The organism is Arthrobacter sp. YAF17, from assembly GCF_052113365.1.
Classification (GTDB): Bacteria; Actinomycetota; Actinomycetes; order Actinomycetales; family Micrococcaceae; genus Arthrobacter.
This window is the reverse complement of the sequence record NZ_JBFRDB010000004.1, coordinates 101,442-125,326: the sequence shown is the minus strand read 5'-3', so window position 1 is coordinate 125,326 and position 23,885 is coordinate 101,442. Positions and strand designations below refer to the sequence as shown.

23 protein-coding genes are annotated in these 23,885 nt (G+C 67.3%); 14 read left to right on the top strand and 9 right to left on the bottom strand.

The annotated features are described in order from the left end of the window. Positions 1–18: 18 nt before the first annotated feature. Positions 19–888 (top strand): helix-turn-helix transcriptional regulator, encoded by an 870-nt coding sequence (locus AB4Y67_RS05685; protein ID WP_441404814.1) that lies wholly within the window; start codon positions 19–21, stop codon positions 886–888. Here AB4Y67_RS05685 and AB4Y67_RS05680 read toward each other — a convergent pair. Continuing rightward, on the bottom strand, positions 885–2,021 hold the full coding sequence (locus AB4Y67_RS05680; protein WP_441404813.1) for an acyl-CoA dehydrogenase family protein: 1,137 nt from the start codon (positions 2,019–2,021) through the stop codon (positions 885–887). The genes AB4Y67_RS05685 and AB4Y67_RS05680 overlap by 4 nt on opposite strands. Positions 2,022–2,402: 381 nt before the next feature. On the opposite strand from AB4Y67_RS05680, the gene AB4Y67_RS05675 reads away from it, so the two are divergent. Beyond that, entirely contained in the window at positions 2,403–3,122 is a 720-nt protein-coding gene (locus AB4Y67_RS05675; RefSeq protein WP_441404812.1) for an SDR family NAD(P)-dependent oxidoreductase, read from the top strand. Between the two features lie 105 nt (positions 3,123–3,227). Here AB4Y67_RS05675 and AB4Y67_RS05670 read toward each other — a convergent pair whose 3' ends face one another. The 4 genes from AB4Y67_RS05670 to AB4Y67_RS05655 form a co-directional block, all read right to left on the bottom strand. After that, a complete protein-coding gene (locus AB4Y67_RS05670) occupies positions 3,228–4,988 on the bottom strand; it encodes an ATP-binding protein (protein WP_441404811.1) in 1,761 nt (586 codons plus the stop codon). Beyond that, positions 4,988–6,658, bottom strand: coding sequence for a 5-oxoprolinase/urea amidolyase family protein (locus tag AB4Y67_RS05665; RefSeq protein ID WP_441404810.1), 1,671 nt, complete (start codon positions 6,656–6,658; stop codon positions 4,988–4,990). Before AB4Y67_RS05665 ends, AB4Y67_RS05670 begins: the two co-directional genes overlap by 1 nt. Positions 6,659–6,704: 46 nt before the next feature. Continuing rightward, positions 6,705–8,042 carry an MFS transporter gene (locus AB4Y67_RS05660; protein ID WP_441404809.1) on the bottom strand — a complete coding sequence of 446 codons (1,338 nt, stop codon included), beginning with the start codon at positions 8,040–8,042 and terminating at the stop codon, positions 6,705–6,707. 92 nt (positions 8,043–8,134) lie between these two features. Continuing rightward, on the bottom strand, positions 8,135–8,893 hold the full coding sequence (locus tag AB4Y67_RS05655) for a LamB/YcsF family protein (RefSeq protein WP_441404808.1): 759 nt from the start codon (positions 8,891–8,893) through the stop codon (positions 8,135–8,137). Positions 8,894–9,000: 107 nt separating this feature from the next. On the opposite strand from AB4Y67_RS05655, the gene AB4Y67_RS05650 reads away from it, so the two are divergent. The 5 genes from AB4Y67_RS05650 (at position 9,001) to AB4Y67_RS05630 (ending at position 13,875) form a co-directional block, all read left to right on the top strand. Further along, positions 9,001–9,702: a GntR family transcriptional regulator gene (locus AB4Y67_RS05650; protein ID WP_441404807.1), complete on the top strand. Its 702-nt coding sequence runs from the start codon at positions 9,001–9,003 to the stop codon at positions 9,700–9,702. Between the two features lie 192 nt (positions 9,703–9,894). After that, on the top strand, positions 9,895–10,920 hold the full coding sequence (locus tag AB4Y67_RS05645; RefSeq protein ID WP_441404806.1) for a LacI family DNA-binding transcriptional regulator: 1,026 nt from the start codon (positions 9,895–9,897) through the stop codon (positions 10,918–10,920). Between the two features lie 79 nt (positions 10,921–10,999). Beyond that, a complete protein-coding gene (locus tag AB4Y67_RS05640; RefSeq protein WP_441404805.1) occupies positions 11,000–11,944 on the top strand; it encodes a ribokinase in 945 nt (314 codons plus the stop codon). A gap of 8 nt (positions 11,945–11,952) precedes the next feature. Then, on the top strand, positions 11,953–12,423 hold the full coding sequence (locus AB4Y67_RS05635; RefSeq protein WP_441404804.1) for an RpiB/LacA/LacB family sugar-phosphate isomerase: 471 nt from the start codon (positions 11,953–11,955) through the stop codon (positions 12,421–12,423). A gap of 84 nt (positions 12,424–12,507) precedes the next feature. Continuing rightward, a complete protein-coding gene (locus AB4Y67_RS05630) occupies positions 12,508–13,875 on the top strand; it encodes an MFS transporter (RefSeq protein ID WP_441404803.1) in 1,368 nt (455 codons plus the stop codon). Positions 13,876–13,893: 18 nt separating this feature from the next. On the opposite strand, the gene AB4Y67_RS05625 is transcribed toward AB4Y67_RS05630, so the two are convergent. Next, the gene (locus AB4Y67_RS05625) at positions 13,894–14,931 is read right to left on the bottom strand and encodes a bile acid:sodium symporter family protein (RefSeq protein ID WP_441404802.1); all 1,038 of its coding nucleotides are present in this window, start codon (positions 14,929–14,931) and stop codon (positions 13,894–13,896) included. A 134-nt stretch (positions 14,932–15,065) separates the two neighbouring features. Between AB4Y67_RS05625 and AB4Y67_RS05620 the strand changes: the two genes are divergently transcribed. The 7 genes from AB4Y67_RS05620 to AB4Y67_RS05590 all read left to right on the top strand — a co-directional run bounded on the left by AB4Y67_RS05620 (position 15,066) and on the right by AB4Y67_RS05590 (position 21,365). Next, positions 15,066–15,740: a GntR family transcriptional regulator gene (locus AB4Y67_RS05620; RefSeq protein ID WP_441404801.1), complete on the top strand. Its 675-nt coding sequence runs from the start codon at positions 15,066–15,068 to the stop codon at positions 15,738–15,740. Further along, positions 15,737–17,155, top strand: a complete 1,419-nt coding sequence (locus AB4Y67_RS05615) for an amidase (RefSeq protein ID WP_441404800.1) — start codon at positions 15,737–15,739, stop codon at positions 17,153–17,155. Before AB4Y67_RS05620 ends, AB4Y67_RS05615 begins: the two co-directional genes overlap by 4 nt. A gap of 172 nt (positions 17,156–17,327) precedes the next feature. Next, positions 17,328–18,128, top strand: a complete 801-nt coding sequence (locus AB4Y67_RS05610; RefSeq protein WP_441404799.1) for a transporter substrate-binding domain-containing protein — start codon at positions 17,328–17,330, stop codon at positions 18,126–18,128. Between the two features lie 8 nt (positions 18,129–18,136). Beyond that, the gene (locus AB4Y67_RS05605; RefSeq protein ID WP_441404798.1) at positions 18,137–18,838 is read left to right on the top strand and encodes an amino acid ABC transporter permease; all 702 of its coding nucleotides are present in this window, start codon (positions 18,137–18,139) and stop codon (positions 18,836–18,838) included. After that, positions 18,835–19,584 (top strand): amino acid ABC transporter ATP-binding protein, encoded by a 750-nt coding sequence (locus AB4Y67_RS05600; protein ID WP_441404797.1) that lies wholly within the window; start codon positions 18,835–18,837, stop codon positions 19,582–19,584. The genes AB4Y67_RS05605 and AB4Y67_RS05600 overlap by 4 nt, the downstream gene beginning before the upstream one ends. Beyond that, positions 19,585–20,373, top strand: a complete 789-nt coding sequence (locus AB4Y67_RS05595) for a fumarylacetoacetate hydrolase family protein (RefSeq protein WP_441404796.1) — start codon at positions 19,585–19,587, stop codon at positions 20,371–20,373. Continuing rightward, positions 20,370–21,365 (top strand): DUF4862 family protein, encoded by a 996-nt coding sequence (locus tag AB4Y67_RS05590; protein ID WP_441404795.1) that lies wholly within the window; start codon positions 20,370–20,372, stop codon positions 21,363–21,365. The genes AB4Y67_RS05595 and AB4Y67_RS05590 overlap by 4 nt, the downstream gene beginning before the upstream one ends. Here the strand turns inward: AB4Y67_RS05590 and AB4Y67_RS05585 are convergent. From AB4Y67_RS05585 to ureG, 3 genes are read right to left on the bottom strand one after another with little or no spacing between them, the layout of a single operon-like run. Then, entirely contained in the window at positions 21,348–22,400 is a 1,053-nt protein-coding gene (locus tag AB4Y67_RS05585; protein ID WP_441404794.1) for a HoxN/HupN/NixA family nickel/cobalt transporter, read from the bottom strand. The genes AB4Y67_RS05590 and AB4Y67_RS05585 overlap by 18 nt on opposite strands. Then, positions 22,400–23,266, bottom strand: a complete 867-nt coding sequence (locus AB4Y67_RS05580) for an urease accessory protein UreD (RefSeq protein ID WP_441404793.1) — start codon at positions 23,264–23,266, stop codon at positions 22,400–22,402. Before AB4Y67_RS05580 ends, AB4Y67_RS05585 begins: the two co-directional genes overlap by 1 nt. After that, positions 23,263–23,880 carry an urease accessory protein UreG gene (gene ureG / locus AB4Y67_RS05575; RefSeq protein ID WP_441404792.1) on the bottom strand — a complete coding sequence of 206 codons (618 nt, stop codon included), beginning with the start codon at positions 23,878–23,880 and terminating at the stop codon, positions 23,263–23,265. Before ureG ends, AB4Y67_RS05580 begins: the two co-directional genes overlap by 4 nt. Positions 23,881–23,885 lie beyond the last annotated feature (5 nt).

Here is a 23,885-nt window from a genome sequence, read left to right as displayed (position 1 = left end):
CCCTCTACCGTTGAAGGTATGGACAACCAGAGCGAGACCCGGGACTTCCTGGCGACCAGGCGGGCGAAAATTACCCCGGAACAGGCGGGTCTCCCCGACTACGGCGGCAGCCGCCGGGTCCCCGGACTTCGCCGCGGCGAGGTGGCCATGCTGGCCGGGGTCAGTGTCGAGTATTACACCCGGCTGGAACGGGGAAACCTCTCCGGAGTGTCCGAGGGAGTGCTGGAGGCCCTCGCGGGTGCCTTGCAGCTGGATGAGGCGGAGCGGGCCCACCTGTTCGACTTGGCCCGGGCCGCCGGCGCCGGACGCAAGCCGCAGCGCCGCCGCACCACCACCCACGCGGTCCGCGCGAGTGTCCAGCTCATGCTCGACGCGATCACCAACGCCCCGGCCTTTGTGCGCAACGGGCGCCTGGACGTCCTCGCGGCCAACCAGCTCGGCCGCGCCATGTACTCCGACATGTATGGCGGCCCCGCCCGCCCGGCCAACTTTGCGCGGTTCGTCTTCCTGGACGACCGCTCCCGCGGGTTCTACCCGGACTGGGAGCGCGCTGCGAATGACACGGTGGCGATCCTGCGCACCGAGGCCGGCCGCGACCCCTACGACCGCGGCCTCACCGACCTGGTGGGGGAACTGTCCACCCGCAGCGAGGAGTTCCGGACCCGGTGGGCGGCCCACAACGTGCGCCTGCACTACACCGGCCGCAAGCACTTCCGGCACCCCGTGGTGGGGGACCTCCACCTCATGTACGAGGCCCTGGATCTTCCGGCCGACGCCGGGCTCTCACTGCTGGTCTACACGGCCGAGCCCGGTTCGCCCACCGGGGACGCGCTGCGGCTGCTGGCCAGCTGGGCGGCGACCCGGCAGACGGAAACGCAGCAGGCCTAGGTGCCGGCCACGTTGCGTCCGATGATCAGGCGCATGATCTCGTTGCTGCCTTCGAGGATCTGGTGCACCCGCAGGTCCCGGGCGATCTTCTCCAGTCCGTACTCGGAAAGGTAGCCGTAGCCCCCGTGGAGCTGGATGGCGCTGTTGGCGACGTTGAAGCCGGCATCAGTGGCGACCCTCTTGGCCATGGCGCAGAGCCTCACGGCGTCGGGCGCGCCGCGGTCCAGCGCGTCCGCTGCCCGCCAGAGCAGGGTCCGGGCGGTCACCAGCTCGGTTTCCATGTCTGCCAGCTGGAACAGCAGGGATTGCTGGTTGATTAGCGGTCCACCGAAGGCCTCGCGTTCCTTGAGGTAGGCTACCGACTTGTCCAGGGCAGTCTGGCCGCCGCCCAGGGAGCACGCGCCCATATTGATGCGGCCACCGTTGAGCCCCTTCATCGCGATCCCAAAACCACTGCCTTCCTCGCCGAGGCGGTTGGCAACCGGAACCCGGACATTGTCGAAAATGACCTGGCGGGTCGGCTGGGCGTTCCACCCCATCTTTTTCTCGTTCGGACCGAACGACAGGCCCGGGGTTTCCGCCGGGACAACGATGGCCGTGATGCCGCGGTTTCCGGTGTCGGCGGTGCGGGCCATCACGATGTAGTAGCTCGATGACCCGGCCCCGGAGATGAACTGCTTGACGCCGTTCAGCACGTATTCTTCGCCGTCGCGCGCTGCCCTGGTGCTCAGCGCGGCAGCGTCGGAGCCGGCGCCGGGCTCGGTAAGGCAGTAGCTGCCCAGCGCTTCCATGGAGGAAAGCTGCGGCACCCACTGGGCGCGCTGCTCATCGTTGCCGAACGAGTCGATCATCCAGACCACCATGTTGTGGATGGAGATGTAGGCGGCGATCGTCGGATCGGCCTTGGCCAGTTCCTCGAAGATCAGCACCGCATCGCTGCGCGTTAGCCCGGAGCCGCCGAACTCCTCCTGAACATATATGCCGCCCATGCCCAGGGCGCCGGCTTCACGCAGCACGTCCACCGGGAAGTGCTTGGTCTCGTCCCATTTCGCGGCGTTGGGGGCCAGAGCCTCGTTGGCGAAGTCCCGCACCATCGCAACCAGCGACTGCTGGTCCTCGTTGAGTTCAAACATGCCCAGTCCTCCAAAGCGTAGATTTTGACTCAATGTAGTACGACGGGCCAATAATTACTAGGACTTCCTAGTATGTATTCTTCGCGGCCCCCTAAGGACCCGGCATGTCCCCAACCCCCTGCTACTTGCCGACCTTCCCGTGAAACAGCGACAGCCACAGGAACCAATTGCGACCATGAATGCCGTTGAGGCGGCGAGAATGCCCGGGGAATGGATCGCCTCGGCCAACTACCCGCGATGGCCGGCGGGCCGTGAGACGGCACACGTTTGGTTGACTTTTCAAGCATTAGTGGAAAACTAAATGCATACGCATATAGTTGCGCAGTGCGGAACACCGGCGGAACGGTGACCGTAGAAATCGCTCAGAGATTGGACTGACTCATGCAGCTCGAGAACAAGGTCGCATTCATCACCGGCGGCGGATCGGGGCTCGGTCTCGCGACCGCAAAGACCTTCATCGCCGAAGGCGCGAAGGTCATGATCTTCGACTTCAACCCCAAGTCGCAGGAAGTTGCTGACGAGATCGGCGCGAAGTTTGTCCAGGGCGACGTCTCGAAGGCCGAGAGCGTGGAAGCCGCCGTCGCCAAGACGGTCGAGGAATTCGGTAGCGTGGACATTGCCGTCGCATCAGCGGGTGTCGGCGGCGAGGGCGACGTCGTCACCTCGACTGTCGAAAACTGGGAGCGCACCAACGGCATCGACTACTCGGGCGTGTTCTACACCAACAAGTACGTCATTGAGCAGCTCCTCAAACAGGGCAACGGCGGCGTCGTTGTAAACCTCGCTTCGATGTTCGGCCTCGTGGCCGTCTCGAACAACATCGCCTACTCGGCGTCAAAGGGCGGCGTCGTGAACATGACCCGCGCCGCCGGGACGATGTACGCGAAGGAGGGCATCCGTGTGAACGCGGTGGCCCCGGGCGTCATCCGCACCCCGCTCATCGACGAGCCGACCCTTGAACAGTACGCAAAACTGCACCCGGCCGGTCGCGTCGGCGAGGCGCAGGAAGTCGCCGACCTCATCACGTTCCTCGCGAGCGACAAGGCGAAGTTCATCACCGGCGCAACCATTCCGATCGACGGCGGCTACACGGCCGTCTAAGACGAAACCGGCAGCACCCCGACGCGCCCCCTCCATCCGAGGGGGCGCATCTCGTTCCCGGGGAGATCATCAGCACAATCGCCGCGACAACGCACCCGGCAGCTACTAACCAATCAGGGCCAGCACCGCGCCAGCAGTAACGACGCCGCCGGCTTCCGTGCGGATGTCCGTCAAAGTCCCAGCGCGGTGCGCTGAGATCTGGGTTTCCATCTTCATCGCCTCAAGGACGACGACGGGGTCCCCCGCCGAGACCTCGGTGCCTGGTTCGACGAGCCACTTCACAACCGTGCCGGCCATGTCAGCCCGCAACTCGCCGTCGTCAGCACCGACAGCGCCGCCGTCGGACGCTGCATCAACGGACACTCCCGCGGGGAGGGGGCCGCCCGAGCGGGCCCAACCGTCCAGCAGATCAGCCGGCAGGCCCACCGCCATCCGGCGGCCGTCCACCTCGACCGTGATAGTGCGACGTTCGCCGTCGGGCGCGGTGTTGCTGTAGCCGGGATCGGCGGAGATGGAGGCACTTTCCGCGAAGTCCGTTTCGATCCAGCGGGTGTGGATGCCCAGGCCGGTTTCGGACGTGAAGTCCGGGGACTCGAGCACGGCGCGGTGGAACGGCAGCACGGTTGCCAACCCGGTGATGCTGATTTCGGCGAGGGCCCGGCGGGCGCGGCGCAGCGCCTGCTGCCGGTCGGCGCCGGTGACGATCAGCTTGGCCAGCAGCGAGTCGAACTGCGGCGGGACGAAGGAGCCGGAGCGGACCCCGGTGTCCAGCCGGATGCCGGGTCCGGTGGGGCCGGAGAACTCCTCAACGGTACCGGGAGAGGGCAGGAAGCCGCGCCCCACGTCCTCGGCGTTGAGCCGGAACTCGAAGGAGTGCCCGCGCGGTGCCGGGTCTTCTGTGATGCGCAGCCGCTCCCCTGCTGCGATGCGGAACTGCTCCTGCACCAGGTCGATCCCGGTGGTTTCCTCGGTGATGGGGTGCTCCACCTGAAGCCGGGTGTTCACTTCGAGGAACGCCACAGTGCCGTCCGCTGCGACCAGGAATTCCACCGTGCCAGCGCCGGAGTAGCCGGCCTCGCGGCAGACGGCCTTGGCGGCGTCGTAGATCTGGCTGGTCTGCTGTTCGGTGAGGAACGGCGCCGGTGCCTCCTCCACGAGCTTCTGGTGCCGGCGCTGGAGCGAGCAGTCACGGGTTCCGACGACGACCACGTTGCCGTGTGTGTCCGCAAGGACCTGCGCCTCGACGTGGCGCGGGCGGTCGAGGTAGCGCTCCACGAAGCATTCCCCGCGGCCGAAGGCGGCGATGGCCTCCCGGACGGCGGAGTCGAAGGCTTCCTCGACCTGGTCCAGGGCGCGGACCACCTTCATGCCGCGGCCGCCGCCGCCGAAGGCCGCCTTGACGGCGATCGGCAGGCCGTGCTGTTCCGCGAAGGCCCGTGCCTCGGCGGCTGACTCCACCGGGCCGTCGCTGCCTGCGACCAGCGGTGCGCCGGCGCGGACGGCGGTTTCCCGGGCGGTGATTTTGTTGCCCAGCAGGCGGATGGCGTCCGGCGTCGGGCCGATCCAGGTGAGACCGGCGTCGAGGACGGCCTGGGCGAATTCGGCGTTCTCGGACAGGAAGCCGTAGCCGGGGTGGAGTGCGTCGGCGCCCGATTCGGCCGCGGCGGCGAGCAGCTTGGGGATGTTCAGGTAGGTGTCCGCGGGCGAGTTGCCGCCCAGCGCGTAGGCCTCGTCTGCGGCAGATACGTGCAGGGCGTCCGCGTCGATGTCCGCGTACACGGCGACGGATGCCAGTTGCGCGTCGTCGCAGGCACGGGCGATCCGGACGGCGATTTCTCCGCGGTTGGCGATCAGGACCTTGCGCATCAGTTACTCGCTTTTCGTTCGAAAGTGGTGTGTTCAGTGTTTGCGGAGGCCGCGTCTGTTTCAGCCGGGGCCCAGCGGAAGCGGATCTTGCCGCCGATCGGCACCTGGGCTGCGCGGTCCAGCTGGGAGTCGATCACCACGGCGATCACCGGGTAGCCGCCGGTGATCGGGTGATCGGCCAGGAACAGTACGGGGAGTCCTTCCGGCGGAACCTGCAGGGCGCCGGCGACGGTGCCCTCGCTGGCGAGTTCGCCCTGGCGGGTTCGCTGCAGCGGGGTTCCCTGCAGGCGCATGCCGACACGGTTGGACTGCGGCAACACGTCCCAGTCCTGGCCGCAGAAGGATGCCAGCGCCTCGGCGTCGAACCAGTCAGCGCGGGGGCCGGGAACGACGTCGAGCACAGTGACGCCGGCACCCGGGAAGTCCGGTTGTAGTTCGGGGTGCCCGACGACGCCGGACTCCGCCTCTCCACCGGCGGCGAAGAGTTGCCCGGCAGCAAGCGGCGCGGGGCCGATCCCGGACATGGTGTCCGTGGAGCGGCTGCCGAGCACCTGGGCGGCGTCCACGCCGCCGCGGACGGCGAGGTAGCTGCGGAACCCGCTCCCCGGTGTACCGATGGTGAGGGTTTCGCCGTCGAGCAGGGCGAAGGGGGTTGCCATTGGGACGGTCCGCTGCCAGACCTCTCCGGAGTCGCCGCCTTCGGGGTCGACGTCGTACGGCGTCTCGATGGTCAGCTCCGCGGGTGCTCCGGCGACGGCGAGGACCTGGTCCCCGACGGCCTCCACCGAGAGTCCGCCGGAGACGGTCTCAACCGCGGCGGCCGACGGCGCGTTCCCGACGATGCGGTTGGCGCGGCGCAGCGAGGCCCGGTCCAGCGCACCGGCGGCGGAGACCCCCAGCCCGGAGTGGCCGTAGCGGCCGAGGTCCTGGATCAGGCTCTGCAGCCCCGGCGAGACAACCCGCAGGCCGGACGTGACCTCCAGAGCGTGTGCCGGGTGTTCCGGCGCCAGCGTCACCACGTCCCGGACGGCGCGGAACTGCACCCGGTGGCCCGGGGCGGCCAGTGCGGGCTGCTCCCGGTCCAGGTCCCACATCCTGGCGCCGGTCCGGCCGATCAGCTGCCAGCCGCCGGGCGAACGGCGCGGGTACACGGCCGAATAGTTCCCGGCCAGCGCCACCGAACCCGCAGGGACGGCGGTGCGGGGCGAGCTGCGCCGCGGCACCTCGAGGGCCTGGCTTTCCCCCACCATGTAGCCAAAGCCCGGGGCGAAGCCGGCGAAGGCCACGGTCCAGATCTGGCCGGTGTGGGCCTCGATCACGCCCTCGGCGCCGAGGCCGGTCAGCTCCCCCACTTCGGCGAGGTCCTCGCCGTCGTACACAGTGTCGATGACCACCAGCTCGCCGTCCCGCTGCACGGGGGCGGTGAGGTCGAGTTGGAGCAGGAGCGCGGCGAACCGCCGGGCGGCAGCCGACGAGTCCGCCGTGACCAGGACGGTCTCGGCCGCTGCGAGGACGTCCAGCTGGCCCGGCAGCGGGTTCTCGAGCAGCAGCGCCTGAAGTGCCAGCACGTCCTGGGTTCCGGAGAGCTCGGCGAGTACCGCGCGAGTTCCCACCGGCCGCACGGAGCGGACCTTGTGTACTGCCAGGGTTTCCCCCGCTGTCTCAATCATCAGCTGCCTTCATCGTTGCCGGTGCCTCGAATTGGATCCGCGCCGCTCAGGCGCGGGCTTCCTGCAGGAGGCGCTCTTCTTCGTCGGTATGCGGGTTGCGCCCGATGGCCAGCCCGATCACCGTCACGATCGAGGCGACCGCGAGGTAGCCGGCGATCAGGAACCAGTTGCCGCTGGCAGCGAAGAGGGCGGTGAAGACCAACGGTGCGATGGCGCCGCCGATCACGCCGGCCAGCGTGTAGGCCAGCGAGCTGCCGGCGTAGCGCAGCCGGGCCGGGAACTGTTCGGTGATGTAAGCAGCCTGGGGGCCGTACATGAAGGCGTGGAAGGCCAGCCCGATCACGATGCCGATGGTCAGCGTGAGGACCGACTTGTCCTGGATCATGACGAAGAACAGCGGGATGTACACGGCGGTTCCGACGGCTGCGATGCCGTAGACGAGCCGGCGGTTGACGCGGTCGGTGAGGGCGCCCGCCGCGGGGATCAGGACCAGCTGGAAGGCGGAGCCGATCAGGATGGCGGTCAGTACGTTGCTGGTGCTCATGCCCAGTTCCTTGGTGGCGTAGACGGCCATAAAGACGGTGAGCAGGGAGTACAGCACGTCCGGGCTGATGCGGGACAGGGCGGCGGACACGAGGGCGCGCGGCTCCTTGGTGAAGACCTCCTTGATGGGGGCCTTGGGCTGTTCGCCCTGGGCCTGGATGGCCTTGAAGACGGGGGTTTCCTCGAGCTTGAGCCGGATCAGCAGGCCGAAGCCCACCAACAGGGCCGAGGCGAGGAAGGCCACGCGCCAGCCCCAGGAGAGGAAGTCTTCGTTGCTGAGCGTCGCGGCGAGCACGGCCAGGACTCCGTTGGCCATCAGGTTGCCGGCGGGCGGGCCGATCTGCGCGGCGGAAGACCAGAAGCCGCGACGCTTGGCATCGCCGAATTCGCTGGAGAGCAGGACGGCACCGCCCCACTCGCCGCCGACGCCGATGCCCTGCGCCAGACGCAGCAACACGAGGATGATGGGTGCGGCAATACCGATGGTGGCGTAGCCCGGGAGCGCGCCGATCACCACCGTTGCGATGCCGATCAGCAGCAGGGTGGTCACGAGGACGTGCTTGCGGCCGATCTTGTCACCGAGCCGGCCGAAGATCACGCCGCCGATGGGACGGGCGAGGTAGCCCACCGCAAAGGTCGAGAAGGACAGCAGCAGCCCGACGTATTCGTCGTTGCCCGGGAAGAAGACCTTGGGAAACACCAGGGCCGAGGCCACGGAGTAGATCGCGAAGTCGTAGTACTCCAGCGAAGTGCCGGTGAGGCTCGCCACGTAGGCCTTGAGGGCACCGGGCGGCACCTTCCTCTTGCTGGCGGCCGGAGTGGCCTGGTGCGGTGCGGACATGATTTTCCTCCAGGGTGCGTGGTGCTGCCTGTGCTCGGGTGTTCGTACGGAAAGGGCCCGGTGTGGAGCCGGGTGTGAAGCGGTGGAGCTGCCTAGACGAACGCGGCGGTGGTGATGCCCGCGGCGGTGAGCGCCTTGCGGACGGCCGCGGCCATGGTGACGGCTCCCGGGGAGTCCCCGTGGACGCAGATGCTTTCGGCGCTGATCTTCAGGATGGAGCCGTCGATGGTGCGGACGGCGGAATCGGTGGCCATCCGGAGGACATGCTCAGTGACGAGAGCGGGGTCCTCCAGTACGGCTCCGGGGAGCGTACGGGATACGAGGGTGCCGTCCGGGTTGTAGGCGCGGTCGGCGAAGGCTTCGGGGACCGCGCGGAGGCCGGCGGCCTCGGCGAGGCGCAACACTTCAGAGCCCGGCAGGCCCATGATCGGCAGGTTCGGGTCCACTGACTTCACGGCGTCGACGACGGCCTGCGCCTGGGCGGTATGCGACACGATCGCGTTGTAGAGGCCGCCGTGCGGCTTCACGTACCGGACCGCGCCGCCCTCTACGGCGGCCAGGGCCTGCAGCGCGCCGATCTGGTAGACGACGTCGTCGGCCAGTTCTTTCGGATCGATGTCCAGGAAGCGGCGGCCAAAGCCGGCGAGGTCGCGGTAGCCGACGTGGGCGCCGATCACGACGTTGGCGCCAACTGCCTCCCGGCAGGTCTGGCGGATGACGCTGGGGTCTCCCGCGTGGAATCCGCAAGCCACGTTTGCGCTGGACACCGAGCGGAACATCGCTGTGTCGTCACCCAAGGTCCAGCGTCCGAAGGACTCGCCGACGTCGCTGTTCAGGTCAATGGTTGCCATTTGTGATCCTCGTCTCATGATAGCCCCCTACCAAGGATGCATCACTTTCACCGATTGTTCAACAATCCGACAATTAAATCTTGGAACAATCGTGTAGATTCGGCCCCATGACGACTTCCGACGCGGGAACCCGCGCCCAGGCAGCAGCGCAGGCTGCATCGGCGGCGCGGCTCCGCGTAACGGTTCCCTCGGTGGCGGACCGGGTGGCGGCGGAGCTTCGCCTGCAACTGGCGGAAGGGGTCCTCCTTCCTGGCGCGAGACTGACCGAATCGACCATCGCGGAGGACCTCGGCGTGTCCCGCAACACCGTCCGGGAAGCCTTTGCCGAACTGGCGGCGGAGCGGCTGGTGGTCCGGCTGCCCAACCGTGGCGTGTTCGTTGCCAGCCTGGGACCGGGGGACGTCCATGACGTCTACACCGTGCGCCGCGCCGTCGAGGTCAGTGCGATCCGGAGCGGCGGCAGTCCGGAGCGGGTGGCAGCCGTCCGTGCCGCGGTCGAGGAAGGCCGGGCTGCGGCGGCGGCCGGCGACGAGGAAGCCCTGGGTACAGCGAACCAGCACTTCCATGGCGCCATTGTGGCGCTGGCGGAAAGCCGCCGGCTGGACACGATCATGTCCCAGGTCCTCGCCGAGATGCGCCTGTTCTTCCACAAGGCCACGCTGGATGCGCACTTCTACCGCGGCTACCTCGACGACAACGAGGAGATCTGCGCGGCCTTGGAAGCCGGCGACCTGGACCGCGCCGGGGACCTGCTGCTGGCCTACCTGGACCGCTCGGAGGCGAAGCAGAAAGCCGTCCACGGGGACTGAGCGCGCTGGATCGGCGCCGGCGATGCGAGCTCCGCGGCCCCCGCCTTCACGACCGGCCCACGTCAAAAATCCAGCCGAAGACTCCCCATCATTGACAGAACGTAATACCCGTCACATAATTGTGGAACCGATTCCATGGAATCGATTCCATGAGCAGTTTTCAAAGGCAGTCCCACAACGAGGTGCGCAGCAGTGACAGGACCATCCATCACCATCAAGGACGTAGCGGCACTCGCCGGCGTCTCGCCGGCAACGGCGTCAAGGGTGTTGTCCGGAAACCCGGCCACGTCGCCGCAGTCCAGGCAGAAAGTGGCCGCAGCCGTCACTGAGCTCGATTTCCACCCCAACGCCCAGGCGCGCGCCCTCCGTTCCACCAGAACCAATGTCATCGGACTGCTCGTGTCCGATGTGCGCAACCCGTTCTTCGCCGACCTTGCCCATGCAGCCGAGCAGGCCGCCCTCGCCGAGGGACTCGTCACCCTGCTGGGAAACGCCAACGAGAGCATTCCGCAGCAGGACCGGTACCTGGATACCTTCATCTCACAGCGTGTTGACGGCGTAATCGCCGCACCCCAGGGCGAAGGAAGTTCCAGCCTTCGCGCGCTGCTGGAACGGGACATCCCCACCGTGTTCGTTGACCGGACCGTCGACGGCGTCGACGTCCCGAGCGTGACCACAGACAGCGACTCCGGAATCCGCCAGGCCGTCGAGCACCTCGTCCGGCAGGGCCACGAACGCGTCGGGTACATCGCAGGGCCTCAAACCACATCCACCGGTCGGGACCGACTCAAGTCCTTCTCCCGGGCGGCCCTGGACTTCGGGCTCAGCACGGACCCGGCCCTGACGTATTTTGGCGACTTCCAGTCCGCCAGCGGCTCCGCCGGCGCGCACCACCTGCTGGGCCTCACGCAGCCGCCGACCGCGCTACTGGCCGCCGACAGCCCCATGGCCGTCGGAGCCCTGGCCACTTTGAACCGGAAAGGGCTGCGGATCGGCCGGGACATGGCCCTCATTGCCTTCGACGACATCGAATGGTTCTCGCTCCTGGATCCCCCGCTGACCGTCATCTCCCATGATGTGGAGGCGATGGGCCGAACCGCTGTGAGGCTGCTGCTCGAGGTCATCGACGGACGGAGGCCCGAATCGGTCGTCCTCCCGAGCGAACTCATTGTCCGTGCCTCCTCGGGCACTGCGGACCCCACCCTGGGACAGCCGTGACAGCAGCAGCACCTTTCCGTTCAGCGCCTCTGGTTTTGCCCTTGGGGCACCATCCATCACCACCGAAGGAGCAGGTCCAATGAACACGGTTTTTGTGGTCGGCAGCCTCAATATCGACCAGAACATCCGCGTGCGAGCCCTGCCCCGGGCGGGCGAAACCGTCCCGGGATCGGACGCAACGTTTAGCCCCGGCGGCAAGGGCGGCAATCAGGCCGTCGCCGCGGCCAGGGCCGGCGCCACGGTGAAATTCACCGGCGCAGTGGGCGATGATGTCCACGGCCGCCGGATCCTCGAGGTCCTCTCCGAGGCCCGCATCGACACCGGCCATGTGCGGGTCAGCGGCACCGCCGCCACGGGAACAGCCGTCATTGCGGTCGACGACCAGGGCGAAAACCAGATCATCGTCAGTCCCGGCGCAAACTCCGGGGTCACCGCCGGCGACGTCGAAGCCGGACTCGCCGCCGTGCGCGCCGGCGACGTCCTGGTCCTTCAACTGGAGATCCCGGCGGCGCTGGTCCGGCAGGCCGCGCGGACCGCGAAGGGCCGCGGGGCGTTCGTCATCCTCAACGCCGCCCCCGCTCCCCGGGAGGTCGACGGACTGCTCGACGACGTCGACCTCCTGGTGGTGAACGAACAGGAAATCGAAGTCCTGGCGGGCCTCGCCGGGATACGCGGGAGCCACCTGGACCTCGTCCGGACGCTCCCGCCAATCCTTGGTCCGGCCATCATCTGCACCGCCGGCGCAGAAGGCTCCCATACGGTCCTCGACGGCAACCCTGTGCACGTCCCGGCGACGAAGGTGGCCGCCAAGGACACCACGGGAGCCGGCGACACGTTCGTGGGCTACCTCGCCGCGTCCCTGGCAGGCGACCCCCGCGGACTGCCTGCCGCAATGGTTCACGCCACCCGCGCTTCGGCTCTCGCAGTCACGCGCAACGGCGCTATGGAATCGATTCCATGGCGTCATGAAGTACAGGCGTCCGCGCCGCTCCCCGCAATGCCCAGCCTCGTCGTCCCGAACTAAGGAGACCCATGAAAATCGCACTCGGCAACGATCACGCCGGCTTCCCCCTGAAGGCGTTTGTCCAGTCAGTCCTGGAGGACCTCGGCCACGAGGTCCTCGACTGCGGGGCCCCCAGCGAAGCCCCCGTCGACTTCCCGGACATCACCCGCGCCACCTGCGATCTGGTCCGCTCCGGCGAGGCGGAGCGGGCAGTCCTCGTCTGCGGGACCGGCGTCGGTGCCGTCATGGCGGCGAACAAGATCCCGGGGATCCGCTGCGCACTGGGCCACGATGTCTACTCCGCCCACCAGAGCGTGGAGCACGACGACGCGAACGCCATCGCCATGGGTGCCTGGCTGATCGGCCGGGCCACCGCCAAAGAAGTCCTCCAGTCCTTCCTCGACGCGAAGTTCGACAACGACGAGGACACCATCCGGCGGGTCCAGAAGCTGCGCGAAATGGAGCTCGAGGGAGCACGGGAACTGGCCGCCGAAATCTGACCGACCGGTCTGCACGACAAACGTATACCTGGCCTTCGGCACATTGCCCAGGGCTGTCCAGCAATATCAAAGGAGATATAGAACATGACGGCAGAAATCACCGATAGGCCGCGCCAGGCCGCCCACGGTTCCCCCGGAAAGATCAAGACCGCGATGGCTTCGGCCGCCGGTACGTGCGTGGAAAACTACGACTTTGTCGCTTACGGCACGGCCGCGGCCCTGTACTTCGGCAAGGTCTTCTTCCCCAACACGGACCCCGTGGTCGGAACGCTCCTGGCCTTCGCCACCTTGGCGGTGGGATTCCTGATGCGGCCCATCGGCGGAGCCGTCGGCGGATACCTCGGCGACAAGTACGGCCGCAAGCCAGTGCTCGTCGGCGCGCTGCTGACCATGGGCATCGCCACCGTCCTGATCGGCTGCCTCCCCACCTACGCCCAGGTCGGCATCGCTGCGCCCATTCTGCTGGTCATCATCCGGATGATCCAGGGCCTCGCCTTCGGCGCTGAATGGGGCGGCGCCGTCATGATGACGTTCGAGCACGCACCGTGGAAGCAGCGCGGCCGTTTCGCCGCCATCCCGCAGGCGGGCAACCCGCTGGGCATCACCTTGGCCAACGCCGCGTTCCTGCTCTCCGCCTCCCTGCAGACCGACTGGGCCTGGCGGCTGCCGTTCCTCGCCAGTTCCGTCCTGATCGTCGTCGGCCTGGTTGTCCGGATGAAGCTCGAGGAATCCCCCGAGTTCGAACACACCAAGGCCATGGGCGCGATCGTCAAGAACCCGCTGACCACCGTGATCAAGAACGACTGGCAGAACATCCTGCGGGTGATCTCACTGCGGATCGTGGAGAGCTGCGCGTACTACGTGACGGCCACTTTCCTGCTGTCCTACATCGCGAAGAACAACCCCGACGACCGGGCCATCGGCCTCACCGGCATTGTGATCGCCAGCCTCCTTGCCATCCCCGTCACACTGATCGCCGGCGCGCTGACCGACCGGATCGGCCGGCGCAAGCTCTACCTCGGCGGAACCATTGCCGTCATTGCCTTCGGTTTCCCGATGTTCCTGCTCAGCAACACCGGCAACCCGTTCCTGATCGTCCTGGCGTTTGTGATCGGCATCGGCATCATCCACGCGACGTTCACCGGCACGCAGGGCGCCTGGTTCGCGGAGCTGTTCCGGACCAACACCAGGACGTCCGGCGCCTCCATCGGGTATCAGGTCGCCGCGTCGATCTCCGGATTCGCGCCCTTCCTGGCCGTGCTCCTGGCCTCGGTCTTCGGCTGGGCCGGCGGCGCCTCGCTGTACGTCCTGGTGGGTGTCATCGGCTTGATCGGCGTGCTAAACACCCGCGAAACCTGGGGCGCCAAGGAAAAGGCTGAAGTCGACGCGATCATCGCTGGCGAGCCGGTCGCCGTCGCCGCTGGCCGGTCGGAGGATTCCGCCGTCCGCTAACGGCAGGGCGCACGGACGTCAGGCCGCCACTTTGCCCGGCTCCAGGGCAGCCGCCGCATCCGGAACCGGCGCCGCACGTTTCGCCATCCGCCGCGCAATGACGGCACAGAGCACCAGCTGCATGGCGTGATACATGATCACGGGCAGGATCACGACGCCGGCCAGCGGGCCAGGGAAGAGGATCGCCGAGATCGGCAGCCCCGCGGCGAGGCTCTTCTCGGAGCCGCCGAACATGATCGCGGTGGCATCCGCCCGGTCGAAGCGCATCTTCCGCGCCACGAAGAACGTGAGAGCCAGCATCAGGCCCAGCATCAGCGCACAGATTCCGGCTGCCACGACCAGCTGATGCCGCGGCAACCGGTCCCAGACGCCGTTGGCCACTGCAGTACCAAAGGCCGCATACACCACCAGGAGAATGGCCCCGCGGTCCACCAGCTTCAGGGGCGCGGCCCGGCGCTCGGCCCAGCGGCCCAACCGCCGGTTCAGCAGCTGGCCCAGGAGGAACGGCACAACGATCTGCAGCACGATCCGGAGGGCCGATGCGGCATTCATGCCACTGAAGGAGCCGAGGAACAGGGCCACGAGCAGGGGCGTCACCACGATGCCCAGCAGATTGGAGATCGAGGCGGCGCACACCGCAGCGGCGGTGTTCCCCCGGGCAATCGTGGTGAACGTGACGGCGGTCTGCACTGCTGTCGGCAGCATCGTCAGAAACAGCAGGCCCGCGACGAGTTCCCGCGTCAAATACCAGGATGATCCGGCGGCCACACCCAATCCAAGCAGGGGGGAGAAGACAAAGGAGAACCCCGCGATCAGCAGATGGAGCCGCCAGACGCGCAGGCCGCCCACCGCCTCAGCCGTCGAGAGCCGCAGTCCGCTGATGAAGAACTGGACGGCTATCGCCGCCGTACCCGCCACGGAGAGGACCCCCTGGGCGGCGGCGTTCGGGGGCAGCAGCGCCGCAGCGAGCAGCGTCAGCAGGAGCGCGACAACAAACGGATCCAGCCAGGAAAACCGGGTGCGGAACCAGCCCGCCGCGCGTCGAACAGCATTCATCAGGTTTCCTTCGGATCGACAAGTGCAACTAAGAATACTGTAGACACTTATACAAAAAGACGAACTGTGTAAACCTTGGGTAAATTCCGGACCTAACAGCTACCGGGTGAATCTGTAGACAGTAGTCTTTAACGATGATCCTGCAGGAAAGCCTCGTCTCCCTCGCCGCAAATGAGATCCGGAAGCTGATCGTCAGCGGGGAACTGGGCCCGGGCGACAAACTGAACGAACCTCCCCTCGCCGAGCGCCTGGGCATCTCCCGGCCGCCGCTGCGCGAAGCCCTGCGAGTGCTCGAAAGCGAGCGCCTCCTGGAGCAGACCCCCCGCCGCGGCTACCGCGTTGTGGCAATGACCGACGCCGACGTCGAGGAGATCTACTCGCTGCGGCGGGCACTGGAGATGTTCGCCCTCGACCTGCTGCTGGCCCAGCACGACGCGGCCGCCTTCGACGCCCTGGACCCGATCATGGCCACTATGCGCGCGGCCGCAAAGCGCGGCGACAGCGCCGGCGTGGTCCAGGCCAATGTCCAGTTCCACACCGGAATCGTTGAGGCGGCCAGGCATGGGCGGCTGACCGACGCGTACCGGACCCTTATGCTCCAGATGCAGCTGAGCATGGCGGCGAACGTGCGCAGCGAGGCCCGCACCAAAGGCGATCTGACCAAGGGCTGCGACCGGCACGCCGCCCTGCTGGAGTGCTTGCGCACCGGCGACGCCGACCGGATCCGGCGGGAATTCGCGGAACATGGCGAGCGGGACTACCTGGACCGGAACGCGGTAGCAGGCGGCACTGGGGCGACCAAGGCATGACGCCCCCGCTCCTGGCAACGCTGAACACAGGCTTCCCCGACGCGACGGCGATCGCCGACGCTGTGCGCGGCGGCTCCCGCACCGCCGTCGACGTTCTGGCCGAGGCCCGCGCCGCGTCCACCGGCGCATCAGCGCTCAACGCCTTCATCACGGAGGACTGGGACGCGGCGGAAGCCGCTGCCGCGGACCTCGACCGACGCCGTGCTGCCGGCGAAGCGCTCGGCCCCCTGGCCGGCGTTCCGTTCAGCGTCAAAGACGTGATTGCCGTGGCCGGGCTACCGGTGACGGCAGCCAGCCCGGCGTTCGCCAAGACGGTGGCCACAACGACGGCGCCCGCGGTGCAGCGCCTGCTGGACGCCGACGCGATCATTCTCGGCAAAACGAACTGCCCCGAGTTTGCGTTCGGTATGACCTGCGACAGCCCGCTTCTGGGCCGGACCGCCAATCCGCGCTTCCCGGAAACCACCCCGGGAGGATCCAGCGGCGGCGAAGCGGCCTCCCTTGCGGCCGGCATCTCCGCCCTCGGTGTCGGCACGGACTTTGGCGGGTCCGTGCGCTGGCCGGCACAATGCGTTGGCGTTGCCGCCCTGCGCCCCGGACTGGACACGATTCCCGGCGACGGCCAGGTACCTGGCGCAGGCGGAAACTTCGGCGCGGACGGGACCGTGCCGGCCGCCGGTCCCGGAATGCAGGGAGTCTTCCAGACCATCGGACCCATGGCACGCTCCGTGCGTGACCTCCGCACGGCTTTTCTGGTGATGTCCGGGCTGCCCGACGCCGGGACGGTCACCGCTTCCGGGCAGCCCGGCACGCGCAAACTCCGCATCGCCTGGACCGACGGCGCCGTGCTGGGGCCGGTGCGCCGGGAGGTCACGGCCCTCATGGAACGGCTCGCCTCCCGGCTGGCTGCGGAAGGCCACGACGTCCACCACACCCCTGAACTGCTCGCCGACTGCCTGCCCAGCTACAACACCCTGCGGGCGGTCGATCCGATGCTGGACCACGCGGCCGCGGTCACGGGCCTCGAACACAAGATCACAGCGGCAAACCTGCAGACCATCACTGCATCCCTGGCGGCGCCCCAGGCGGACGTGGAGCAGGCCTGGCGCGCAGCGCAGGCGGCCCGGGCCGCCGCCGTCCAGCACATCACGGCCTTCGACGTCGTCCTGCTGCCCGTGGCCGGCGGGCCCRCCTCGGACCCGGACGGGCAGCTGGACATCGACGGCCGGGCCGTGGAGGGCTGGGAAATAATGGGACACTGCCGCGCCGTCACCCTGACCGGCTGCCCCGCCGTGTCGCTGCCGGTGGCGCTCTCCGCCGAAGGCTGGCCGTTGTCGGTACAGGTTGTGACCGGACCCGGCGGCGAGCTATCGGCCCTGGAGTTCGCCGCGCAGCTGGAAATCCTCGGGCTCTGATCGCAGCGTCTGCAAGCCCTGGCAGTATCTCCGATCGTAAGACTGTCTACAGAATTCACAATTTACAAACCGGAAACGAAGCAGGCGGTTTCCCGACACACGGGAGCCATAGCGTCTTACTCGTCAGGCCAACATCACTGGCATCGAGATCACTGAAAGTGGGACGCACCGCATGTTTTCACCCAAGAGCAAGCCCGCCCTGGCAGCAGCGTTGGCCGCACTGGCCCTGTCCGCGACGGGCTGCTCCGCCAGCACCAGCGCCGCCGCTGACTCAACAGCCAAAGAGAAGTTCACCATCGCCACCAGCGGCACGTTCCGCCCCATCACCTTCTCCGAAAGCGGCAAGCTGACCGGGTTCGACATCGAGGTTGGGACACTGATCGCCGACAAGCTGGGCATGGAGGCGGAGTTCGTCGAGGGCCAGCTGTCGGGGCTGCTCCCGGGCCTCAACAGCGGAAAATTCGATGCCGTCATGTCTGGTCTCACCATGACCGAACCGCGCAAGCAGTCCATCACGTTCTCCACCCCGTACCTCGCAGACGGCGCCGTCGCTGTCGTCTCCAAAAACAACTCCACCGTCCAGGACGTGAGCAAGCTCGACGGCCTCAAGGTGGGGGCAATCGGCGGCTCCGGCACCGAATCCGACGTCAAGGGCATCGGCGGCTTCAGCGAGCTGAAGGCCTACCCGGGCGCCCCTGAAGGCTTCTCCGATGTAGCCGCCGGCCGCATCGACGTCTTTGCGACCGGCCGGATCGCAGCCGAGAACTTCATGAAGAACTCGCCCACGGCCTCGGAGCTGAAGATCGTCGGGGACGTCTACGGAACCAAGCCCGCCGGCGTCGGCCTGCCGAAGAACGACACCGAGATGAAGCCGAAGGTGGACAAGATCATCGCCGAACTCAAGGCTGACGGAACCCTGGCGAAACTGAACCAGAAGTGGTTCGGCTTCACGGTCGAAATCCCGGCGGGGTAACCAACTCCATGAACGTCTCTGAGCCCGGCGCTGTAGCCGCCGAATACTTCCCGATCTTCCTGAGCGGCGCCCTCACCACCCTGGGAATCGTGGCGGCAGCTATAGTCTGCGCCACGGTCCTCGGCTACGTGATCGCGACCCTGCGGCTCTCCCGGATCCGGGGCCTGCGGATCTTCGCAGCAGCCTACGTCTGGTTCTTCCGCGGCCTGCCGCTGATGTTGTCGCTGTTCTTCTTCTACTACACCAAACCGTTCGGGCTGACCCTGGACGCGTTCACCGCGGGCCTGATCGCCATGAGCCTGAACTCGGCGTCGTTCTTCTCGGAAATCATCAGGGCCGGGATCAAATCGGTCAACACCGGACATCTGGAGGCCGCGGACTCCGTCGGCATGAATCCCGTCCAGAAATTCCTGCGCGTCACCGGCCCCGAAGGGATCCGGCTCATGACGCCGCCCTACATCAACAACTGCATCATCATGCTCAAGGAATCGGCGCAGATCTCCGTCATCACCGTGCCGGACCTCATGCTCCAGGGCCAGAAGGCGTACAACTCCACCTACAACGTGATGGAAACACTGGGCGTAGTCGCCGCGATGTACCTCGTGATGACCAGCCTCCTCATGGCCCTGCAGGTCGTCATTGAGAAGAAGACCGGCCGCAAGATGGGCACCACAAAATCACTGCGCGAGGCTGTAGGGAGCATGGCATGATCAGCATCACCGGATTGACCAAGAGCTACGGCTCCAAGGAAGTGCTCAAGGACGTTGACCTGCGGATCCTGCCGGGCGAGGTGGTGGCCATCATCGGCCCCAGCGGCGCCGGCAAGAGCACCCTGCTGCGGTGCATCAACATGCTGGAGGTTCCCGACTCCGGGCGCATCCACGTTGACGGCCGGCAGGTGTTCTACACGCCCAATGCGCGCGGGAACCTGGGTGTACTGGACCAGTTCCGGCTGACCTGGCTGCGCCGGGAAATCTCCATGGTGTTCCAGCAGTTCAACCTCTGGCCGCACCGGACGGTGTTGGAGAACCTGCTGGAAGGGCCGGTCATTTCCAAGCGCCAGAAGAGGGCCGACGCCGAGCCCCGCGCCCTGGAGAAGCTCCGCTCCGTGGGCCTCGAGGAAAAGGCCGATGCCTACCCGGCGGACCTCTCCGGCGGACAGCAGCAGCGCGTGGCCATCTGCCGGGCCCTCATGATGGATCCCAAGGCCATCCTCTTCGACGAGCCAACCTCGGCCCTTGACCCCGAACTGGTCAACGAGGTCCTGGACATCATGGCCAAGCTCGCCCGCAGCGGCATGACCATGGTGATCGTGACGCACGAAATGAAATTCGCCCGGGAAGTGGCAGACCGGGTGATCTTCATGGAACACGGCGGGATCGTCGCGGAAGGGCCGCCGGAAGAGGTCTTTCAGCACCCGCGGCTCCGCGTCTACGCCTCGCATTTGAGCCACTAAGTGGCACGCTACCCGTTCTCCCTGACGACGACGGCGGCCGGTACTGCTTCCAGTGGACACCCGCACGGGTCCGCGCGTCCGGACGTCCGGCCGTTCCTGAGCTGTGACGCCCTCCCGGGCGTGCAGCTGCCGGGCCAGCTGATCGGGATCGGGGAGAACTTCTGGCCCGGGACCGCCGGAGGCACCGCCCCGTACCGGCGGTCCCGGGACCGGATCCCCCTGGTTTTCGGCAAGTTTCCGGGCAGCCTCGCCGCCGACGGGCAGGAAATCGTGCTGGACCCGGACCTTTCAGCCACAGTGGTGGCAGAAGGGGAACTGGCCGTGGTGATGGGACGGACGCTCAGGGACGCGGCCGGCCCGGAGGACGCCCTGTCCGCCGTGGCCGGCGTGACCGTGGCCAACGACGTGTCCGCCAGGGACCTCCAGGCCGCGGATGTCCAGTCCACACGGGGCAAGAGCCTGGACTTCTTCTGCCCGCTGGGACCGGAACTCGTCACCCTCGATGAGCTGCCCGATCTGCAGGAACTGCGGATCACCACGCGGATCAACGGGGCAGCGGTCCAGGACGCACCCACCGCGGACATGGTGTTCACGGTGGCCGAGCTCATCATTTTCTGCTCCCGTTTTATGACGCTCTACCCTGGCGATGTCATCCTCACCGGCACACCCTTCGCAGCCGACGAATCCGGCCTGGAACTCCGCCCGGGCGATATTGTCACCGTGGACATTCCCGGCGTCGGGGTCCTGACGAATCCCGTCACGTCCCGCCCGGGGCGCCGGCCCCGGTGACGGGATCCCCCGGGCCGCCCACTGGTCTGGTCCTCAGCGCCTACAACGCAGCCCCGGCCCTTGATGCCTGYGACCCGGCCGCCGAGGCCGCCTATCTCGCCGCCGTCTCCGCCCTTCCCGGAGTGGGCGGCCTCGAAATCCCCTTCTACGGCGACGGACTGCACCGTCACGACAGTGCCGGCTTCCTGGCGGCTGTGCCGCAGCTCCCGCCCCGCCTGCAGTTCACCCTCACCACGATTCCGGACACCATGGACAGCATGGCGCGGGACCCCGCCGTCGGCCTGGCGTCCACCGATCAGACCGGCAGAAAAAAGGCCCTGGGGAACGCCTCCCGGGCAGCCGACGCGGTCCGGCGGTTGAACGACGCCGCCGGACGGCAGGCCGTGACCGCAGTCCACATCTTCAGCTCGCCCCGCCCGGACGCCCCTGGACAGGGGGCCGACGCCGGGGCGCTCCGCGCATCACTGGCCGAACTGGCAGGCTACCGCTGGGACGGCGCCCGGCTAGTCCTGGAGCACTGCGACGCGGCGGGCGGCCACGGGCCCGGCATTAAGGGATTCCTCCCGTTGGAAGACGAGATCTCGGCGACGCTGGCCGCCGGGGCGGGGACCGGACTCGCCGTGAACTGGGCCCGTTCGGTCATAGAACAGCGCGACGCTGCTGCGCCGGTTCGGCATGCCCGGCTGGCTTTGGAGGCCGGGGTACTGGCCGGCGCAGTCCTGTCCGGATGCGCCCCGGTGGACACGGCCTTCGGTCCGGCCTGGGACGATGTCCATCTCCCGCCTGCGCCAGTGGCGCACGCTTCCCTCCTCACCGCGGCGCGGATCCGTGACTTTGCCGCCGTTCTGCAGCGCCCCGGTTCCCCAGCTCCGCCGTACCGCGGCCTGAAGGTCTCAGCCCCGCCCGGCTCGGACTGGCAGGAGCGGGTCGCCGTCGTGGCGGCTTCGCTCGCAGCGGCCCTGGCCGCCGGCTGGCTAGTTTCCCCGGCGTGAGGCGGGCAGCCGCCCGCGCACGGAGGCCAAACCCCAGACCATCAGCAGGCAGGCGACCAGCAAGAGACCTGCCTCGCCCAGGTCGATCCCGCCCAGCCAGGTGGTGACCGGATCCTCGAGCCCGAATGCTGCGTTAAAGAAGCCACCCAAGGTGATGAACGAAATAAACAGGGCCGACACCGCGGAGATGCCGGTGATCAGTGCGTTGAAGCCCAGGCGCCGTTGGGGGTTGTGGATGGCGGAGCTGTACATCCGCATCATGGCAACGCCGTTGGTGGTGTCGCACAGTGTCATGGCCGCGGTAAATGCCAGCGGAAGCGCCAGGAGGGCCAGCGGGGAAACCCCTGCCAGGGAGGCCGCCGTCGCCATGACCAGCAGCCCGATGGTGGTGGCGGTGTCGAACCCCAGGCCGAAAAGGAACCCAAGGACGTAGATGTTCCGGGGCCGCTGGACCCCGGCCAGGGGCTTCGCCAGCAGCCGGGCAACGAATCCCCCGGCCTCAAGGTCGTGGTCCCGCACGTCTCCGCCGGCCTGCACGCTCCGGTAGGCCCTCGCGGCCCGGAGGAAGGCGGATCCGTTGAACAGCCCCATGGCAAGCAGGAAAATCCCGGAGACGCCGCTGCCGATCAGTCCCAGCACAAGGTTTCCTGTGGTGCCGTCCTCCATGAACTGTCCCACCATTGCGGCGCCGCCCACCACAAGGAGCCCGGCCAGGATCACCACCGAACTGTGGCCCAGGCTGAACGCGAAGCCGACGCTCACCGGGTCCTTCCGCTGGGCCACGAACTTCCGGGTCGAATTGTCGATGGCGGCGAGGTGGTCCCAGTCGTAGCTGTGCTTGATGCCGGCCATATAGGCAGTCAGCACCAGGCCAAGAGCCAGCGGCTCCCCCGCCGTCACCAGACCGGCCAGGAGAAGCACGACGGCGGCCGCGTGCAGGGCAACGACGGCGCCGAAGGTCACCAGCAACCTGGTCCGCAGCGGGAGCTGCTCGCGCTGACGGTACATGGCGGCGAACTCGGTCAAGGTCGTCATCAGTATTTCCTTAGGTCCAGGGGCGCCGTGCCATGCCACCGCCGACGGAGCAGGGCGCTGCACGCGCCCAGCAGCCTGTTTAGTTCTTCGGTGCTGTTCGAGAGGGACCGGAGAACCAGGCCTCTGATGCCATCAACTGTGGCAGTCAGGGAGACTCCTGTGTAGGCATCATGCCCGTCGGTCAGCACATGCAGTTCGTCGGCGAGTGCCTGGTCGACGCGGCGATCGACAACAATCAGCGATCCCACATGGCTGAAGCCCTCCATGAACCCCAGGCCGGTGACGTCGTGCTGCGGCGGCCGGATCAGCAGGTTGTCGAGCGCCAGCAGCCCGCCGGATTCGATGCGGATTTCGGTCTGGAGCCGCAATTCCTCGTAGCGGAACGACGCCCCGTCCGGCGACCAGCCGGGGGTAATGACCTCGGACATGACCAGGCTCGATGTCGGGTGCAGGGTGATGTGCGTGTTCTGCCGGTAGCTGGCCTCCCGGTAGGCGATCACCTGGTCCGGAGCCAGCTCCAGCTGCGCCCCCGACCCCAGCCGCAGGCGCATCCGCTGCTCGGCAAACGAACCCGGCGTCCGGTAGATCTTGGTGGCCGACTGTGTGGTCAGCAGCAGCTTCGCACCCTCCGCCACCTCCACATCAATGACATAAAGGTCGGCCCCCAGATACGCCCCGCCGGGATTCACCACCACATAACAAACCTGCCCGGAATCATCCAGATAATGCGGCCGCAAAACCCGCAAGGCGCCGCGATGGAACTGACGCACGGCCACGGACCGTCCACCACGCTCGGCGACCAGCAAAGCAAGCTCCCCCATGGGTACTGCGGCAGCAAGAGGCTCAATGGCCGCCGTCGTGCTCATGACGCCAGGTCGAGCATCAGGACATCGCGCCGCACCCATTCGATGACGCGCTCCAGCCCTTCGTCGGTCTTGAGGTTCGTAAAGCAGAACGGCTTCCCGCCCCGGAATTCCTTGGAGTCCCGCTCCATGACGGAGAGGTCCGCGCCGACGTGCGGCGCGAGATCGGTCTTGTTGATGATGAAGAGGTCGGACTTGATCATGCCCTGGCCGGCCTTCCGCGGGATCTTCTCGCCCTGGGCCACGTCGATGATGTAGATGGAGAAGTCCACCAGTTCGGGGCTGAACGTTGCAGAGAGGTTGTCCCCGCCGGATTCCACGAAGATCACCTGCAGGTCCGGGTGCCGTTTCTTCAGCTCCTCGATGGCCGCGGTATTCATGGACGTGTCCTCGCGGATGGCGGTGTGCGGGCAGCCGCCGGTTTCCACGCCGATGATCCGGTCGATCGGGAGGATCCCGTTCGCCGCGAGGATCTTGGCGTCCTCGATGGTGTAAATGTCGTTGGTGATGGCGGCCATGGAGATTTCCCGGCTCATGTGGCGGGTAAGGCGCTCCACGAGCTGCGTCTTGCCGGCACCCACCGGGCCGCCGATGCCGATTTTGATGGGTTCAGACATATTCT

What these genes read in the sequence shown, in the direction of transcription:
- AB4Y67_RS05685 (WP_441404814.1), top strand. Translation starts at nt 19, where the DNA reads ATGGACAACCAGAGCGAGACCCGGGACTTCCTGGCGACCAGGCGGGCG.
- AB4Y67_RS05680 (WP_441404813.1), bottom strand. Translation starts at nt 2,021, where the DNA reads ATGTTTGAACTCAACGAGGACCAGCAGTCGCTGGTTGCGATGGTGCGG.
- AB4Y67_RS05675 (WP_441404812.1), top strand. Translation starts at nt 2,403, where the DNA reads ATGCAGCTCGAGAACAAGGTCGCATTCATCACCGGCGGCGGATCGGGG.
- AB4Y67_RS05670 (WP_441404811.1), bottom strand. Translation starts at nt 4,988, where the DNA reads ATGCGCAAGGTCCTGATCGCCAACCGCGGAGAAATCGCCGTCCGGATC.
- AB4Y67_RS05665 (WP_441404810.1), bottom strand. Translation starts at nt 6,658, where the DNA reads ATGATTGAGACAGCGGGGGAAACCCTGGCAGTACACAAGGTCCGCTCC.
- AB4Y67_RS05660 (WP_441404809.1), bottom strand. Translation starts at nt 8,042, where the DNA reads ATGTCCGCACCGCACCAGGCCACTCCGGCCGCCAGCAAGAGGAAGGTG.
- AB4Y67_RS05655 (WP_441404808.1), bottom strand. Translation starts at nt 8,893, where the DNA reads ATGGCAACCATTGACCTGAACAGCGACGTCGGCGAGTCCTTCGGACGC.
- AB4Y67_RS05650 (WP_441404807.1), top strand. Translation starts at nt 9,001, where the DNA reads ATGACGACTTCCGACGCGGGAACCCGCGCCCAGGCAGCAGCGCAGGCT.
- AB4Y67_RS05640 (WP_441404805.1), top strand. Translation starts at nt 11,000, where the DNA reads ATGAACACGGTTTTTGTGGTCGGCAGCCTCAATATCGACCAGAACATC.
- AB4Y67_RS05635 (WP_441404804.1), top strand. Translation starts at nt 11,953, where the DNA reads ATGAAAATCGCACTCGGCAACGATCACGCCGGCTTCCCCCTGAAGGCG.
- AB4Y67_RS05630 (WP_441404803.1), top strand. Translation starts at nt 12,508, where the DNA reads ATGACGGCAGAAATCACCGATAGGCCGCGCCAGGCCGCCCACGGTTCC.
- AB4Y67_RS05625 (WP_441404802.1), bottom strand. Translation starts at nt 14,931, where the DNA reads ATGAATGCTGTTCGACGCGCGGCGGGCTGGTTCCGCACCCGGTTTTCC.
- AB4Y67_RS05620 (WP_441404801.1), top strand. Translation starts at nt 15,066, where the DNA reads ATGATCCTGCAGGAAAGCCTCGTCTCCCTCGCCGCAAATGAGATCCGG.
- AB4Y67_RS05610 (WP_441404799.1), top strand. Translation starts at nt 17,328, where the DNA reads ATGTTTTCACCCAAGAGCAAGCCCGCCCTGGCAGCAGCGTTGGCCGCA.
- AB4Y67_RS05605 (WP_441404798.1), top strand. Translation starts at nt 18,137, where the DNA reads ATGAACGTCTCTGAGCCCGGCGCTGTAGCCGCCGAATACTTCCCGATC.
- AB4Y67_RS05600 (WP_441404797.1), top strand. Translation starts at nt 18,835, where the DNA reads ATGATCAGCATCACCGGATTGACCAAGAGCTACGGCTCCAAGGAAGTG.
- AB4Y67_RS05585 (WP_441404794.1), bottom strand. Translation starts at nt 22,400, where the DNA reads ATGACGACCTTGACCGAGTTCGCCGCCATGTACCGTCAGCGCGAGCAG.
- AB4Y67_RS05580 (WP_441404793.1), bottom strand. Translation starts at nt 23,266, where the DNA reads ATGAGCACGACGGCGGCCATTGAGCCTCTTGCTGCCGCAGTACCCATG.
- ureG (WP_441404792.1), bottom strand. Translation starts at nt 23,880, where the DNA reads ATGTCTGAACCCATCAAAATCGGCATCGGCGGCCCGGTGGGTGCCGGC.